The organism is Maribellus sp. CM-23 (genome assembly GCF_021354595.1).
In the GTDB taxonomy this organism is placed as follows: Bacteria; Bacteroidota; Bacteroidia; order Bacteroidales; family Prolixibacteraceae; genus Draconibacterium.
In genome coordinates this window covers 602368-616373 of sequence record NZ_JADWYJ010000002.1, presented here as the reverse complement: position 1 = coordinate 616373, position 14006 = coordinate 602368, and the positions used below count along the sequence as shown (strand labels likewise).

Here is a 14006-nt window from a genome sequence, read left to right as displayed (position 1 = left end):
CGTGTTACGATTTATCGTCAATGTTTTTGGCCGAAGAATTTTCCATTGCGATTCTTTCTTTTTCGGCAAAAATAAGGTTCAGAAAGTCCGGAATGTTCTGCGCACTTTCGCTCACCGGCGAATTGGTAAGAAGTGCAATACCGATTTCTTCATCTTCGCAATAGGCCATTTCTGCCTTGTACCCGGAAACATAACCACCGTGATAGGCCACTTTTCGGCCTTTGTAATCGACGATTCTCCAGCCAATGGAATATTGTTTGGATTGAACTCCTTTTCCCCAACTGCGGAAATAACCACGATTCAAAGGCGATTTTACGAGTGGTGTTAATATGGTTTCGCGGACTTTGTCCGAAATAACTTTCGAGTCAGGATCGGTAAGATTTGCCAGCAACTGGCCCAGGTCGGAAATGCTTGCATTTACTCCCGCTGCGGGTGCTGTGGAATAATACCGGTCGTTTAGTTTCAAGGCCTTAAAATGGCGGTTCCCCACATTTTGATGAGGATAAGCTTTGTTCTCGTTTTCCTTAAAGGCCTCAAAACCGGTAGAGGCATCCTGCATCAGAAAAGGAACGAAAACTTTTTCACGCATGAGGTGGTCAAAACTTTGCTTGGTTTTAGCCGAAGCCACCGGGTCGTAAAGACTGTACATCACATTCTGGTACCCGTATATTTCTCCCGGTGCTGCTGTTAACGGAACTTCAGGTAAGCGTTCAATAATTTTCACAAGCGGAACATGGTCTTCCACCATTAAATCATAGGCATGGGGCACCAGTCCTGTGGTGTGGCTTAATAAATGCCTTACGGTAAGCTCTTGTGCACAATGCGGATCATGTAAGGAAAATCCGGGAATATAATCGGCTACTTTGTCATCGAGGTTAACCAGATTCTCATCGTCGAGAATACTCGCTAAAACACCGGTAATGGATTTGGAGACGGAAGCCAGACGGAAAATCGTGTTTTTATCTACCGGATCTTTTGTGCCCGCTTTGCGAACACCGTAACATTTTAACAAGGCAATCCGGCCTTTGTACGTTACAACGGCGGCAGCGCCAACCGTTCCCGATTGTTTTAAATTTTCTGATAAAATACTGTCGAACCGATCAAGCGTAGATTGTATTTCAACAACCGGATTATAAACGGGTTCCGGTTCTTCCAGTTCTTCTGTTTTGATATTAACAGGTTGCTTTACAAACGAATGCACCGTGAACGTTAGAATCAGAAGAACTGAAACTATTACTGCGAAATAAATCTTTTTTCTAGCCATCCAACACCTTTCCTTCCGAGTTTGAAACAAAAATATAACTTCTCCGACGGAATAAAAGTATTCTGATGTATTTAGAATTGATTTTTTATTCACTACCGGGTTTTGATAACGGTATTGAAACAAAAAAAAGCCGGTCATCACCGGCTTTTTATACGTCTGTTTAATTATTTGCTTAAAACCACTTCTATCAAGGGGAGAAATGATACTTAAGAAATACATTCAATAAGACAATGTTTAAGCAAAATTGTTACAGACGGAAAGAAAAAAAATTAAATTATTTTTGAAAAAACATTTTAAGAATGCGAAAAAGAGAGTTATTCGACCGTGTGATTGCCTATTTTGAGGAAACGATGCCGATTGCAGAAACCGAACTGGATTATCAAAATCCGTTTGAATTGATTGTAGCTGTTATACTATCGGCCCAATGTACCGACAAGCGTGTGAACCAAATCACACCCGATTTACTCAAGCGTTTTCCAACTCCTTACAAAATGGCGGAGGCCGAGGTAGCCGAAGTTTTTGATTACATCAGAAGTTGTTCGTACCCCAATAACAAGGCAAAGCATTTGGTGGGAATGGCTCAGAAACTTATTGAATTGTACGGTGGGGAAGTGCCCAGTGACGTGGATGATCTTCAAAAGCTGCCGGGGGTAGGACGTAAAACCGCCAATGTGATTGCTTCGGTGGTTTACAATAAACCTGCTTTGGCCGTGGATACCCATGTATTTCGGGTGGCAGCGCGAATTGGTTTAAGCACCAATGCCAGAACTCCCCTGGCTACCGAAATGCAGTTGATGAAGTACATTCCCGAAGAGTTGGTTCCCAAAGCGCATCACTGGCTCATTCTGCACGGGCGTTACACCTGTGTGGCCCGAAAACCAAAATGCGAAAAGTGCGGCTTAACCGAAATCTGTAAATACTATCAGAAAGAAGTAGCCGGCAAATAATTCAGCTCTCACCTTGGTATTCAAAAAAATACCCGGAGAAAACGAGCTTCACCGGGTAGAACTACTTTATCTATGGAAACTTAATCAGATTCCTTTTGCCAGCAGGTAATACACTTCGTTCCACTTCAGTTCTTTTTTGAATTCCGGAACTTTTGTGTCTTTATCAATAAATACATATTCCACATCGGCATATTCTGCAAACGTTTCAATAAAATCGGGTGTTAATGCCAACGTGAATACCGAGTGGTGCGTGCCGCCCGCATAGATCCAGGCTGCAGCCCCGTCGGCCAGGTTCGGCGCCGGTTTCCAGAATGCGGAAGCCACCGGTAGTTTGGGCATTTTTTCAAGAGGCTCAATTACCTCAAGTGTATTTACAATCAGCCGGAAACGGTTCCCCATATCGATCATGGTAACGTTCAACGCATCGCCGGTGGCGCTTTCAAAGATCAGGCGGGCCGGAGCATCTTTACCGCCGATTCCCAGTGGTTGTACTTCCAAACGTGGCTTTTTTGCTGCAATGGTAGGGCAAATCTCGAGCATGTGGGCGCCCAAAACTGCTTCGTTTGCCGGATCCATGTGGTAGGTATAGTCTTCCATAAAAGAGCTTCCGCCTTTCATTCCGGCCGACATGGTTTTTACAATCCGAAGTAAGGCTGCTTGCTTCCAGTCTCCTTCGGCACCAAAACCATAACCGGCTTCCATTAAACGCTGGGAAGCGAGGCCGGGCAACTGGCTCAGTCCCGTCAGGTTTTCGAAGTTGGTGGTGAACGCCTTGAAATTGCGGTCTTTCATAAAACGTTTCAAGGCAATTTCGTAACGCGCCTGAACCCTTACATTTTCATGAAATTCTCCTCCTGGCTTGCAATTTTCTGCCACTTCGTATTGAGCTTCGTATTCTATGTACAGTTCGTTCACTTCTGCATCGGTAACTTTGTCGATGTAAGCCACAAGATCGCCAACACCGAAAGCACTGATCTGCCATCCGAATTTGATTTGAGCTTCCACTTTATCACCTTCAGTTACGGCTACTTCGCGCATGTTATCACCAAAGCGGGCCACTTTCAGTCCTTGCGAATCGGCCCAGCCAATGGCAGTTCTGCACCACGCTGCCATCTGGTCCTGAACTTTTTCATCGGCCCAGTGCCCCACCACTACTTTGCGGTTTTTGCGCATCCGGGCGTTAATAAAACCGTATTCGCGCCCTCCGTGTGCACTCTGGTGCAGGTTCATATAATCCATGTCGATTTCGCTCCACGGAAGATCGCGGTTGAACTGCGTATGAAGGTGCATGTATGGTTTGCTGAGTGCTTTCAATCCTCCAATCCACATTTTGGCCGGAGAGAAAGTGTGCATCCAGGTGATGATACCAATGCAGTTTTTATCGGCACTGGCCTGGACACAAATATCCAGAATTTCATCGGGTGTTTTTACAACCGGTTTAAAAATAACCGGAACCGGAATTTTTCCTGAGGCGTTTAAACCATCAACAATTTTTGAAGAATCTTCGTCAACTTGCTGCAATGTTTTTGGACCGTATAAATGTTGACTTCCAGTGACGAACCAAATTTCCATCTGTTTAAAATCTGCCATGTTTTATCGATTTAAGTTTGATTACGAATGTAGCAAATTTTATATAAATGTAAAAATTACACTTTTAGGAGTTGAGAAAATTTCATCCTATACATGTTCATCGTGTTTTAAAATCAGGCTAATTTCCGGGCTGTATCCGAAATAATGTTCCAGGCCTCCTCAACATGCTGAAGTTCAGTGTGGGTTTGGCCGATACTCATTCGCAAAACCACCTGGTTGTTTAGTTTGGTATGGGTGAAAAATATTTTTCCCTTTTCATTGATGGTGTTCATCAACTTCATATTGAAATCGTCGCCTTTTTTATGACGGAAGCAAACCAGGTTCAGTGGTGGTTCAACAAATAATTCAAAGTTGTCTGATTCTTTGATCCATTGAGTGAATTTCTCAGACAGTTCCACGTGTTTGCGAATATGGAATTGTAACCCTTCAATGCCGTAATGACGGATCACAAACCATAGTTTTAGCGAACGGAAACGGCGTCCGAGTTGAACGTGCCAATCGCGGTAATCAAAAACCGCCCCCGATTCGGTGGCTTTGTTTTTCAAATATTCGGGCAGAATGGAAAAGGTATGGATCAGCTCGTTGCGGTTGCCTACCCAAAATACGTCGCAATCAAAATTGGTGAACATCCATTTGTGCGGGTTGAAAACAAAACTGTCGGCAAGTTCCACACCTTCCATAAAATGCCTGAATTCGGGGCAAAGCATGGCTGTTCCCGACATGGCACCATCGATATGAAACCAGCAGTTTTCTTTTTGGGCTATTTCCCCGATTTTTCGGAGCGGATCTATGGCATTGGATGAAGTGGTTCCGAGCGCACCGCAAACAAAGAAGGGGAGGAGCCCTGCTTGTTTGTCTTTTCGAATTTGCTCATCAAGTAGTTCGGGGCGCATGGCAAATTGGGCATCCACCTCAATCAATCGGAGGTTCGCTTTACCAATACCTGCCATTTTTATGGCTTTTTCGAGCGAAGAGTGCGTTTGTGTGGAAATATAAGCTACCAGTTTCTGGCGTACTCCCGTTTCATTTGATTCAAATTTTGTGGCGCGTTCGCGTGCGGCAATCACAGCAGTTAATGCCGACGTTGAAGCGGTATCCTGAATAACGCCGCCACCCGTTGAGCCTGACATGAATTTTTCGGGCATTCCCATTGCCTGTGCCAGCCAGTCGAGCACCCGCGTTTCCACTTCGGTGGCAGCGGGGCTGGTGGCCCAGATCATTCCCTGTACGCCCAGTCCCGATGAAACCAGGTCCCCCAAAATGGACGGAAAAGAAGTGTTGGAAGGGAAATATGCATAAAAATGAGGCGATTGCCAATGCGTAATTCCGGGCATAATTTTTTCATCCAAATCCTTCATCATTGCACTCATTGCCTCGCCATGGAAGGGCGGATTTTCCGGAAGAGAGGAAAGAATTTCTCCGGGTTTTACCTGTGAAAGAACAGGATATTTTTCAATGTTTTCGTAATAATCGGCAATCCAGTCGATGATTTTTTTGCCTTCTTCCCGAAATTGTTCGGGAGTCATGTGGTAGCTCGTTTCTTTCAAGGTTACATGTTTTTATTGATACCCGTAAAGATATCAATTAATGTGGGAACCTATTTTTGAGCTTTGCAAAATTTGAGATGCGCCTTTTTCGCCTGTATCAATAGCGGATGGTAAATTCAGAAAAAACATTTACTACCTGCATTTCTACTTTTTGAAGGCTGGAAACATGAGAACGTGTCGGCCCAATCCGGAGATAATCGGTAAAAGTATCGACGTCTGTTTGGTGTCCCTGCACAAGTATAAGCACCGAACCGTCGGGAGCGTTCTTCACCCATCCTTTTAGTTCAAGAATATCAGCTTGTTTTTTGGTGAAATACCGGAAGCCAACTCCCTGTACTCTTCCGTTTACTTTAATTTCGTACTGAACCATACTGGAAAGAACGGTTTTAAGCCGGAAGTTGTTGACTGAAACTTTGTATTTTCACGGATCAGGAGTTTTTGAAAAGCTCCACTGTTTCCGGATTACTCAGCACCCAAATCGAATAAACCCCAATGGCAGTTCCCACAGGAAAACTTACCAGGTCAAAAACCGAAAGGATCAGTGTCAGGATGCGCGCCCATTCTTTTTTCCGAAACAGGCCGATACCGGCAACAATTCCCGGCAGGCTGAGTACGGTCGCAAATACGATCATCACATTGGCGATAATCGACAAAACCACTTGTGCTTCGTGTTCCCCGGTAAAATCGCCGATAAAATGGAGCAGAGCAAAAAGAACTCCTGCTACAACCAATCCGAGCAGGCGTAAGCCGATTTGTAGCGCTGCCAGTAGATTTACATGTTTTTCCATGATGTTGTTGTTTTTTGTTTCCGTAAAATTAAAAAGCAGTAAGAAAAGAATTGTTAAGTTTTAGACGAACCAGAACAATTCATCGTTAAAATAGTTATTTCGGTGGGGATTATTTTATTTCAAAAGAGTAATTTTGCATTCTAAAATCTAGGAAAGAAAATGGAAGTTTTAAAAGTTATTTTGATGGCGGTTGCATTAGTGGCAATTGGAATGCTCGGAATGGCCATTACCATGTTAGTGAAGAAGGGCGGAAAATTTCCAAATACGCACGTTAGCGGAAACAAACACCTGAAAGAGCAAGGAGTTAGCTGTGCCCAAACACAGGACCGCCTTGCCCAGCGGGAAGCCTGGAAACAGGTTAGTTATAAGAACGCATCTTTTACACCAGATATGAAAGCCGGCAAATAACCGGCTTTTTTTGTGTTTTTTTTCGGCTTGGTTTTACCGGGCCACGTACTGCGAGAAACCTTCCGACATGTAGACCTGGTTGTTGCCCTGATCGTCGGCATAAATAAAATAGATTTCCAGCCCCGGAACTTTTCGGGCCACTTCAATTCCAGCATCCTTTCCCAAAACCATAAAAGCTGTGGCAAAAGCGTCGGCTGTCATACAATTGTTGGCAAGAACGGTGGAACTAAGTACGCTGTGCTGTACCGGATATCCCGAAGATGGATCGATGGTGTGGGCATATTTTTTCCCGTCTTCTTCATAGAAATTCAGGTAGTTTCCCGAGGTCGCCAACGCGTGGTCGGGTAAACGGATGGCGGCATTCAGATCATTGCTGAATGGATTTTCCACCGGTTCGCGAATCCCAATGGTCCAGGTGCGTCCTTTGTCGTTGTTTCCTTTGGCAACCACTTCGCCACCTATATCAACCATAAAGTTTTCGCAGCCTTTTTTAGCCAGGAAATCACCAATAAGATCACAGGTGTAGCCTTTGGCAATGGCGCTCATATTCAGTTGAATTTCAGGAATCTCTTTCTCCACTTTCCCGTCAACGATTTTTATTTTTTGGTAACCGGTAAACGCTTTTAGCGAATCCACTACCGACTGGGTCATTTTTTGTCGGTTTTCGGGGCCAAATCCCCAGGAACTGATAAGCGGGGCGGCGGTAATATCAAAAGCACCGTTGGTTATTTTGGCAATTTCCTGCGCCCGGTTAAAACAGGTAACAAATTCAGGCTCCAGCTTAACTTCTTCGTTGCGGTTAACCTTTGAAATCGTCGATTCTTTTTCGTAGTGCGAAAAGATCATTGTTAAACGCTGAAATTCCTTGTCAACTTCTTCCTGGAAATCCGATCCGTTGGGACTTTCATATTTTATACTGTAATAGGTACCGTAAACCATACCGCTGTTGGCAATGTACTTGGCGGTAGGCTGGTTGCAGGCCGACATCAAATATAACGTAGCAGCCAGAATTATAAAACGTATCTTCATTTGTTTGAATTTTATTTTCAAGGAAATCTGTTGTGAGCCAAATGCTCTTTGCAAAATTAGCATTTTCGAACAGAGCTGGTTTTACCCGGTCGATAAAATTGGAAACGGCTATCGGTCATCTTTTTTAGGGTTCGAGAAAAAAAAGTTATTGTAAAAAGTACGAAAAGTGTATCTGCTTTTGTTTTTAAGTACTGATTTCTGTAATATTGAGCGTCCTGAAAACGGAAAACAAACCGTTTCAGGACTCAAAATCAAAAACTAGTAAGCCTACGATGAAACTAACAAGCATTGACATTGTGATCATCTTTACCTACCTGGTATCTACGGTTGTGATCGGGTTGGTACTCAAGAAAGTTGCCCAGAAAAGCAAATCAAATTATCTGTTAGGCGGAAATAAGCTGCCCTGGTATATGCTGGGTTTGTCCAATGCATCGGGTATGTTTGATATTTCAGGAACCATGTGGCTGGTTACCTTGCTGTTTGTATATGGTTTGAAAAGCATCTGGATTCCGTGGCTGTGGCCGGTTTTTAACCAAATATTCCTGATGGTGTTTCTCAGTATTTGGTTACGGCGCTCGAAGGTAACCACCGGTGCTGAGTGGATCAACACCCGCTTTGGCCGGTCCATGGATAGCAACCTTTCGCACGGAGTGGTGGTGGTGTTTGCGCTCATCCTTTGTTTAGGCTACCTGGCTTACGGGTTTATCGGACTGGGAAAATTTGTGATGATCTTTATTCCCTGGGACATTGTTCAGCCACATTTGCCCTTCCAGGTGCCGCTCGAATATGTTCCGCACGTTTATGGAATAGCCTTTACTCTCTTTGCAGTATTTTACGCGGTTCTCGGAGGTATGACCAGTATTGTTTGGGCCGATGTGTTGCAATACATTATTATGACCATTTCAGCGATTTTGATAGGTGTGCTGGCGATGAAAGCCCTGGCAGTGGAATCGCTTCATGTTCCCGAAGGCTGGCATTCGCCGTTTTTTGGCTGGCGGCTCGATGACCTCGACTGGAAGGGAATAATCAACGAAGTAAATTCCAAAATTTCCAGCGACGGCTATTCGCTGTTCTCCATCTTCTTTATGATGATGTTGTTTAAAGGACTGCTTGTTTCGCTTGCCGGTCCTGCACCTACTTACGACATGCAAAAGATTCTTTCAACCAAATCGCCCAAAGAGGCGGCAAAAATGAGTGGTTTTGTTTCGGTGGTTCTGATGCCGATCCGCTATTTTATGATTGCCGGTTTTGCTGTGCTTGCCATTTTGTATTACGATAAACTGAACCTTTTGGTGGCCGGGCAGATCGATTTCGAACAGATACTTCCGTCGGCTATTGCTGAATTTGTGCCGGTTGGTTTTATGGGGCTTCTGCTCGCCGGTTTGCTGGCAGCTTTTAACTCTACCTTTGCCGGAACCCTGAATGCTGCCCAAGCCTACATTGTAAACGATATCTACCTGCGGTACGTGAAACCCGAAGCCGATAACCGTCAGATCAAAAATATGAACTACATCACCGGTGTGGTGGTGGTGATCATCAGCATCATTTTTGGGGTGTTTGCACAGGACGTGAATAGCATGTTGCAATGGATCGTTTCGGGACTGTACGGAAGTTACGTGGTTTCGAACGTGCTGAAATGGTACTGGTGGCGTTTTAATGGCTACGGCTATTTCTGGGGAATGGTGTTTGGCTTGATCCCGGCACTGATCTTCCCACGTGTAACCGACACCCTCGACCTGTATTATTTTCCCTGGTTGTTTGTTATCTCGCTGGCAGGTGCCCTGTTGGGGACTTTCCTCTCCAAACCAACCGATGAAGCAACCCTGAAGGATTTCTACAAGACCGTTAATCCGTGGGGATTCTGGGGGCCGGTTCGCGACAAGGTAGTGGCCGAGAATCCGGGATTTGTACCCAATAAAACGTTCAAACGCGATATGCTGAATGTAGTTCTTGGAACAATCGGACAAACAGCACTGGTAGCTCTTCCTATCTACATCGTTTTACAGGAGGCCGTTCCGATCTGGATCACCATCGGAATAGCGGTTGTTTGCGGATATATTTTAAAAAAAACATGGTGGGATACGCTTCCCGAACAATAATAGTTGATGTATGAAACCTACAAAAGAACAATTTGAAAAGAGGCTTTCAGAATTAAAAAAACAACACGAAAAGCTTCTGGCGAAAAAGAATAAAAGACGGAAGAAAGAGTTCAACGGAATTTATCATCGTTACAAACGACCGGTTTTAACGGCTGCACACGCACCCCTGCACTGGCGTTACGATTTCAATTACGAAAGTAATCCTTACCTGATGCAACGAATCGGTGTAAATGCCACCTTGAACAGCGGTGCCATCTATCTCGATGGCAAATACCTGTTAATGGTGCGCACCGAAGGCTGGGACCGCAAATCGTATTTTGCAGTGGCAGAAAGCCCCAACGGGACTGATAATTTCCGCTTCTGGGAGCGTCCGGTTACCTTGCCCGAAACCGAAGATCCGGATACCAATGTGTATGACATGCGCCTTACGCAGCACGAAGATGGCTGGATTTACGGAGTATTTTGTTCCGAAAGAAAGGATAAAAGTGCGCCCCAAGGCGATACTTCGATGGCAACCGCGAGTGGAGGCATTGCCCGCACCAAAGACTTGGTAAACTGGGAGCGTTTGCCCGATTTTATTTCGCATCATGGGCAACAGCGGAACCTTGTGCTTCATCCCGAATTTGTGAATGGAAAATATGCTTTTTACACCCGCCCGCAGGATGGTTTTATTGAAGTTGGTGGCGGTGGCGGAATCGGCTGGGCACTGGTTGAGGACATCACAAAGGCGGAAGCGCCCGAAGAAATGATCATTGATGAGAAGATCTATCATACCATAAAAGAGTTGAAAAACGGACAGGGCCCGGCGCCGATCAAAACCGAAAAAGGCTGGCTGCATCTGGCTCACGGCGTTCGCGGTTGCGCGGCAGGTTTGCGTTATGTGCTGTTTATGTTTATGACCGATTTGGAAGACCCGTCGAAAGTAATTGCCCGCCCGGGTGGTTATTTTATGGCTCCTGAGGGCGACGAACGGATCGGCGATGTTTCCAACGTACTTTTTACCAATGGCTGGATTTGCAACGAAAACGATGAGGTGTTTATTTATTATGGCTCTTCCGATACACGGATGCATGTGGCTACGACTACTGTTGATCAGCTGATTGACTACTGCCTGCATACGCCGGAAGACGGATTTCGGTCGGCTGCCAGCGTACAAACCATCAATAAACTGATCGATAAAAACAAAGGGATGTATTAAATTTGGCTGCAGAGATGAGCCAGATATCCTGCGATCGCCGAAACTTTATGTAAATTAATCGCATTGAACTGTTTTCCTGGTTGAAGGGAGATAGTTGAGAGGAAAACGGTGTAAAGTTTAAAGGAGAAACAGTAATATGGCTTTCTCTGGTAAGGCAGGTATAATAATCTTTGAAACATAAATCAGTCATGAATCAATCGTCAGAAACAAAAATATATAACTGGGCCGTTTTAGGCTGCGGAAAGATCGCCCGCAAATTTGTCAGCGATCTTAAATTATTGTCCAATGCACGGCTTTATGCTGCTGCCGCGCGCGATTTGTCCCGGGCACAGGAATTTGCCGGTGAACTGGGCTTTGAAGTGGCTTACGGAAGCTACGAGGAGATGGTCAGTGATCCGAAAGTAGATGTTGTTTACATTGCCACGCCGCATTCGCATCACCGCGAACATGCCTTGTTGTGTCTGAGTCACCAAAAAGCAGTATTGTGCGAAAAAGCCCTGGCCATGAATTCAAACGAAGTAGACGAAATGGTGGAGTGCGCCCGCAAAAACAACACCTTTTTTATGGAAGCTTTCTGGACGATGTTTCAACCCAGCTACCAAAAAGCAATGGCAATTCTTCGCTCGGGGGAGCTGGGGAAACTAAAAATCGTTCGTTCCGACTTTGCCTTTAATGCGCCATACCTGGAAGACAAACGCCTGTACAATTTAAAATTGGGCGGTGGTTCGTTGCTCGACATTGGTATTTATCCGGTGTTTGCGGCACTCACTTCGCTGGGCTTGCCCGAAACGATCAAAACATTTGCCGATTTCAGCCCGACTGGTTCCGAAGAAAGCATCAGCGTAATTTGTAAATACGCTGACGGCGCCATGGCCAACCTAACATCGAGTTTCTCGTCGTATTCGCCCACGCAAACCGAGTATTTTTGCGAAAAAGGTCACGTGGTACTGACCCCGCGTTGGTTTACGCCTACGCACATTACGGTGTGGAAAGAAGGGGGCGAAGTAACCACGTATCCCAACGAGCACAAAGAGGGATTTGGTTACCAGTACGAAGCAGAGCACGTAATGGAGTGCCTCGATCAGAACCGGATCGAGAGCCCGGTAATGAGCTGGCAAATGAGCCGCGACCTGATGAAGTTCCTCGACCGCATCCGGATCGATGCCGGAATCTTTTTTCCCGATCACGACAAGAATTTGTTTTTCTAAAGACTTCGGAGAATAAGCGTTTAGAGTTCAGTGTTCAGTGTTCAAAGTTCAGTGTTCAAAGGATGACCTTGTTCTGTTGAATGCAATGCTCATTTGAATTTGCACATTGGTTTTTTGAACGTGCACAATCTTCATTCGAAGATGTACAATGTCCTAATGAAATTATACATTGTTCTGTTGAAGTTTTACAATGCTCATTTGAGTGTGTACATTGATTTTTTGAACGTGCACAACCTTCATTCGAAGATGTACAATGTCTTAATGAAATTATACATTGTTCTGTTGAAGTTTTACAATGCTCATTTGAATTTGCACAAAGCTTATTCGAAGTTGAACATTCCCATAAGCCACGAATATCCGGCCACCGGAATGCTGAGGCTTGCGAATATGTTTGTCTCCAAAAACTGATAGCTGAGACCGGGACTGTCAACTAAGTTGATAAGCGCTTAGTTAGCGTATAAGCCGGTATTTCCTTTTTCCAACAGAGGCATAAGCTGCTTAACAATTTCCGGGTGAGTGCCTGCAATGTTTTGGGTTTCGTTTGGATCTGTTTTATGATTGTACAGTTCGATGTCCGGCATTTGATCCCGAAAATATTTGGTCAGCCGGTATTGTTCGGTTCGCAGGGAGATCCCATTTCGAAAATACCCGTAGGAAACATTGGTCCATGCTGTTTCCGGATCATTCAAAAGCGGAACAACACTTTTGCCGTCGGTAGCGAAAGGCATTTCAACGCCGCACAAATCCATCAGGGTAGGATAAATATCGACCGAGTTTACCACCTGTTCAATTTCAGAACCCTGTTTCATTCCCGGTGCGCGGATAGCAAAGGCACTTTTCAGCGCGCGTTCAAAAATGGTGTGTTTTCCCCACACCAACTGATCGCCCAAATGCCAGCCGTGGTCGCCCCAAAGAACCACAATCGTGTTTTCTGAAAGTCCAAGTTTATCCAGCTGGTCGAGTAATTTTCCAACCTGGGCATCGGTGTAACTCACACAGGCAAAATATGCATGCCGCAGTTTGCGGGCATAAGCATCTGATATTGGGCCATCGAGCGTAGCCTGTTCATCGCCCAGCAAATAGCCGTTAAACTCGCCGCTGGTATGTAAACTGGCTTTGTTCACATTCTCCGGAATAAATGGGTTGGGAGAAAGTGGAAGCTCCTCTTCGTTGTACAAATCCCAGTATTTTTTGGGGGCATTAAACGGAAGATGCGGTTTAAAAAAGCCTACGCCCAAAAAGAAAGGCTGGTCTTTGCGGGCCAATTCCTCCAGCTTTTGAAGGGCCAGTTCTGCGGTCAAGCCATCGGGGTAACCGGTGTCGTCGGTATCAGCACATTCATAGGGTTTTACCTGCCGCTTCCGGCTTTGGCGGTTGCTTCCGTCGGCATAGGCAAAAAAGGTGTTCCATCCGGTACCCCATTTTCCGGGGTTGAATAGCATTTCATCCCAGCTGTGTGGCAATTCGTATTCGGTCCCCACTGAATCTTCGTACTCATACAACAAGCCATCCACATAATGGCTTATTTTCCCTACGCCAACCGTGTAATATCCATTCCTCCGCAGGTGGTGAATAAAAGTCTCCGGTTTCTCGGTTTCTGCTTTTCCCGAAATAAAAGTACGGGCGGCCTCGTTGCTCAAATGTTTTTTTGTTGTGGGCAACATGCCGCTTAGCATGCTGTAGCGCGATGCCCCACAGGTTGGAATCTGTACAAAATGATTCACAAACAGTGCCCCCGAAGCTGCCAGTTTGTCGATGTTGGGAGATTGAATGTAAGATGCCCCGTAGCATCCCAACTCAGGTCGAAGATCGTCGACCGCAATAAAAAGAACATTGGGTTGTTGTTTGTTCTTGTCGTCAGAATGGGAACAGGCAAAAAGCAGGGGCAGAAGAGAAAGAATGATCCATTTATACATGATTCCTTTGGC

General features: G+C 45.2%; 12 protein-coding genes. 5 read left to right on the top strand and 7 right to left on the bottom strand.

The annotated features are described in order from the left end of the window. Window positions 1-4: 4 nt before the first annotated feature. Window positions 5-1264, bottom strand: coding sequence for a serine hydrolase domain-containing protein (locus INQ51_RS09895; protein ID WP_233377812.1), 1260 nt, complete (start codon window positions 1262-1264; stop codon window positions 5-7). A gap of 299 nt (window positions 1265-1563) precedes the next feature. On the opposite strand from INQ51_RS09895, the gene nth reads away from it, so the two are divergent. Next, a complete protein-coding gene (gene nth / locus INQ51_RS09890; protein WP_233377811.1) occupies window positions 1564-2211 on the top strand; it encodes an endonuclease III in 648 nt (215 codons plus the stop codon). 84 nt (window positions 2212-2295) lie between these two features. On the opposite strand, the gene araA is transcribed toward nth, so the two are convergent. The 4 genes from araA to INQ51_RS09870 form a co-directional block, all read right to left on the bottom strand. Then, entirely contained in the window at window positions 2296-3801 is a 1506-nt protein-coding gene (gene araA / locus INQ51_RS09885; protein WP_233377810.1) for an L-arabinose isomerase, read from the bottom strand. A gap of 113 nt (window positions 3802-3914) precedes the next feature. Next, a complete protein-coding gene (locus tag INQ51_RS09880; RefSeq protein WP_233377809.1) occupies window positions 3915-5348 on the bottom strand; it encodes a pyridoxal-dependent decarboxylase in 1434 nt (477 codons plus the stop codon). Window positions 5349-5445: 97 nt separating this feature from the next. Further along, entirely contained in the window at window positions 5446-5718 is a 273-nt protein-coding gene (locus INQ51_RS09875) for an acylphosphatase (protein ID WP_233377808.1), read from the bottom strand. 58 nt (window positions 5719-5776) lie between these two features. Then, window positions 5777-6136 carry a hypothetical protein gene (locus INQ51_RS09870; RefSeq protein ID WP_233377807.1) on the bottom strand — a complete coding sequence of 120 codons (360 nt, stop codon included), beginning with the start codon at window positions 6134-6136 and terminating at the stop codon, window positions 5777-5779. Window positions 6137-6319: 183 nt separating this feature from the next. Here INQ51_RS09870 and INQ51_RS09865 point away from each other — a divergent pair, with 183 nt between their 5' ends. Then, a complete protein-coding gene (locus tag INQ51_RS09865; RefSeq protein ID WP_233377806.1) occupies window positions 6320-6544 on the top strand; it encodes a hypothetical protein in 225 nt (74 codons plus the stop codon). A 33-nt stretch (window positions 6545-6577) separates the two neighbouring features. Here INQ51_RS09865 and INQ51_RS09860 read toward each other — a convergent pair whose 3' ends face one another. Then, window positions 6578-7573, bottom strand: coding sequence for an FAD:protein FMN transferase (locus INQ51_RS09860; protein ID WP_233377805.1), 996 nt, complete (start codon window positions 7571-7573; stop codon window positions 6578-6580). 272 nt (window positions 7574-7845) lie between these two features. Between INQ51_RS09860 and INQ51_RS09855 the strand changes: the two genes are divergently transcribed. The 3 genes from INQ51_RS09855 to INQ51_RS09845 all read left to right on the top strand — a co-directional run bounded on the left by INQ51_RS09855 (window position 7846) and on the right by INQ51_RS09845 (window position 12078). Next, window positions 7846-9672, top strand: a complete 1827-nt coding sequence (locus INQ51_RS09855; RefSeq protein ID WP_233377804.1) for a sodium:solute symporter family protein — start codon at window positions 7846-7848, stop codon at window positions 9670-9672. 10 nt (window positions 9673-9682) lie between these two features. Continuing rightward, window positions 9683-10870 (top strand): glycosidase, encoded by a 1188-nt coding sequence (locus INQ51_RS09850; protein WP_233377803.1) that lies wholly within the window; start codon window positions 9683-9685, stop codon window positions 10868-10870. Window positions 10871-11058: 188 nt separating this feature from the next. Further along, window positions 11059-12078 (top strand): Gfo/Idh/MocA family protein, encoded by a 1020-nt coding sequence (locus tag INQ51_RS09845; protein ID WP_233377802.1) that lies wholly within the window; start codon window positions 11059-11061, stop codon window positions 12076-12078. Window positions 12079-12524: 446 nt separating this feature from the next. Here INQ51_RS09845 and INQ51_RS09840 read toward each other — a convergent pair whose 3' ends face one another. Further along, window positions 12525-13994: a sulfatase gene (locus INQ51_RS09840; RefSeq protein ID WP_233377801.1), complete on the bottom strand. Its 1470-nt coding sequence runs from the start codon at window positions 13992-13994 to the stop codon at window positions 12525-12527. Window positions 13995-14006: the final 12 nt, after the last annotated feature.

Coding starts and splice junctions, on each gene's coding strand:
- INQ51_RS09860 (WP_233377805.1), bottom strand. CDS start 7,573: ATGAAGATACGTTTTATAATTCTGGCTGCTACGTTATATTTGATGTCG.
- INQ51_RS09895 (WP_233377812.1), bottom strand. CDS start 1,264: ATGGCTAGAAAAAAGATTTATTTCGCAGTAATAGTTTCAGTTCTTCTG.
- INQ51_RS09865 (WP_233377806.1), top strand. CDS start 6,320: ATGGCGGTTGCATTAGTGGCAATTGGAATGCTCGGAATGGCCATTACC.
- INQ51_RS09875 (WP_233377808.1), bottom strand. CDS start 5,718: ATGGTTCAGTACGAAATTAAAGTAAACGGAAGAGTACAGGGAGTTGGC.
- INQ51_RS09870 (WP_233377807.1), bottom strand. CDS start 6,136: ATGGAAAAACATGTAAATCTACTGGCAGCGCTACAAATCGGCTTACGC.
- INQ51_RS09850 (WP_233377803.1), top strand. CDS start 9,683: ATGAAACCTACAAAAGAACAATTTGAAAAGAGGCTTTCAGAATTAAAA.
- araA (WP_233377810.1), bottom strand. CDS start 3,801: ATGGCAGATTTTAAACAGATGGAAATTTGGTTCGTCACTGGAAGTCAA.
- nth (WP_233377811.1), top strand. CDS start 1,564: ATGCGAAAAAGAGAGTTATTCGACCGTGTGATTGCCTATTTTGAGGAA.
- INQ51_RS09855 (WP_233377804.1), top strand. CDS start 7,846: ATGAAACTAACAAGCATTGACATTGTGATCATCTTTACCTACCTGGTA.
- INQ51_RS09840 (WP_233377801.1), bottom strand. CDS start 13,994: ATGTATAAATGGATCATTCTTTCTCTTCTGCCCCTGCTTTTTGCCTGT.
- INQ51_RS09845 (WP_233377802.1), top strand. CDS start 11,059: ATGAATCAATCGTCAGAAACAAAAATATATAACTGGGCCGTTTTAGGC.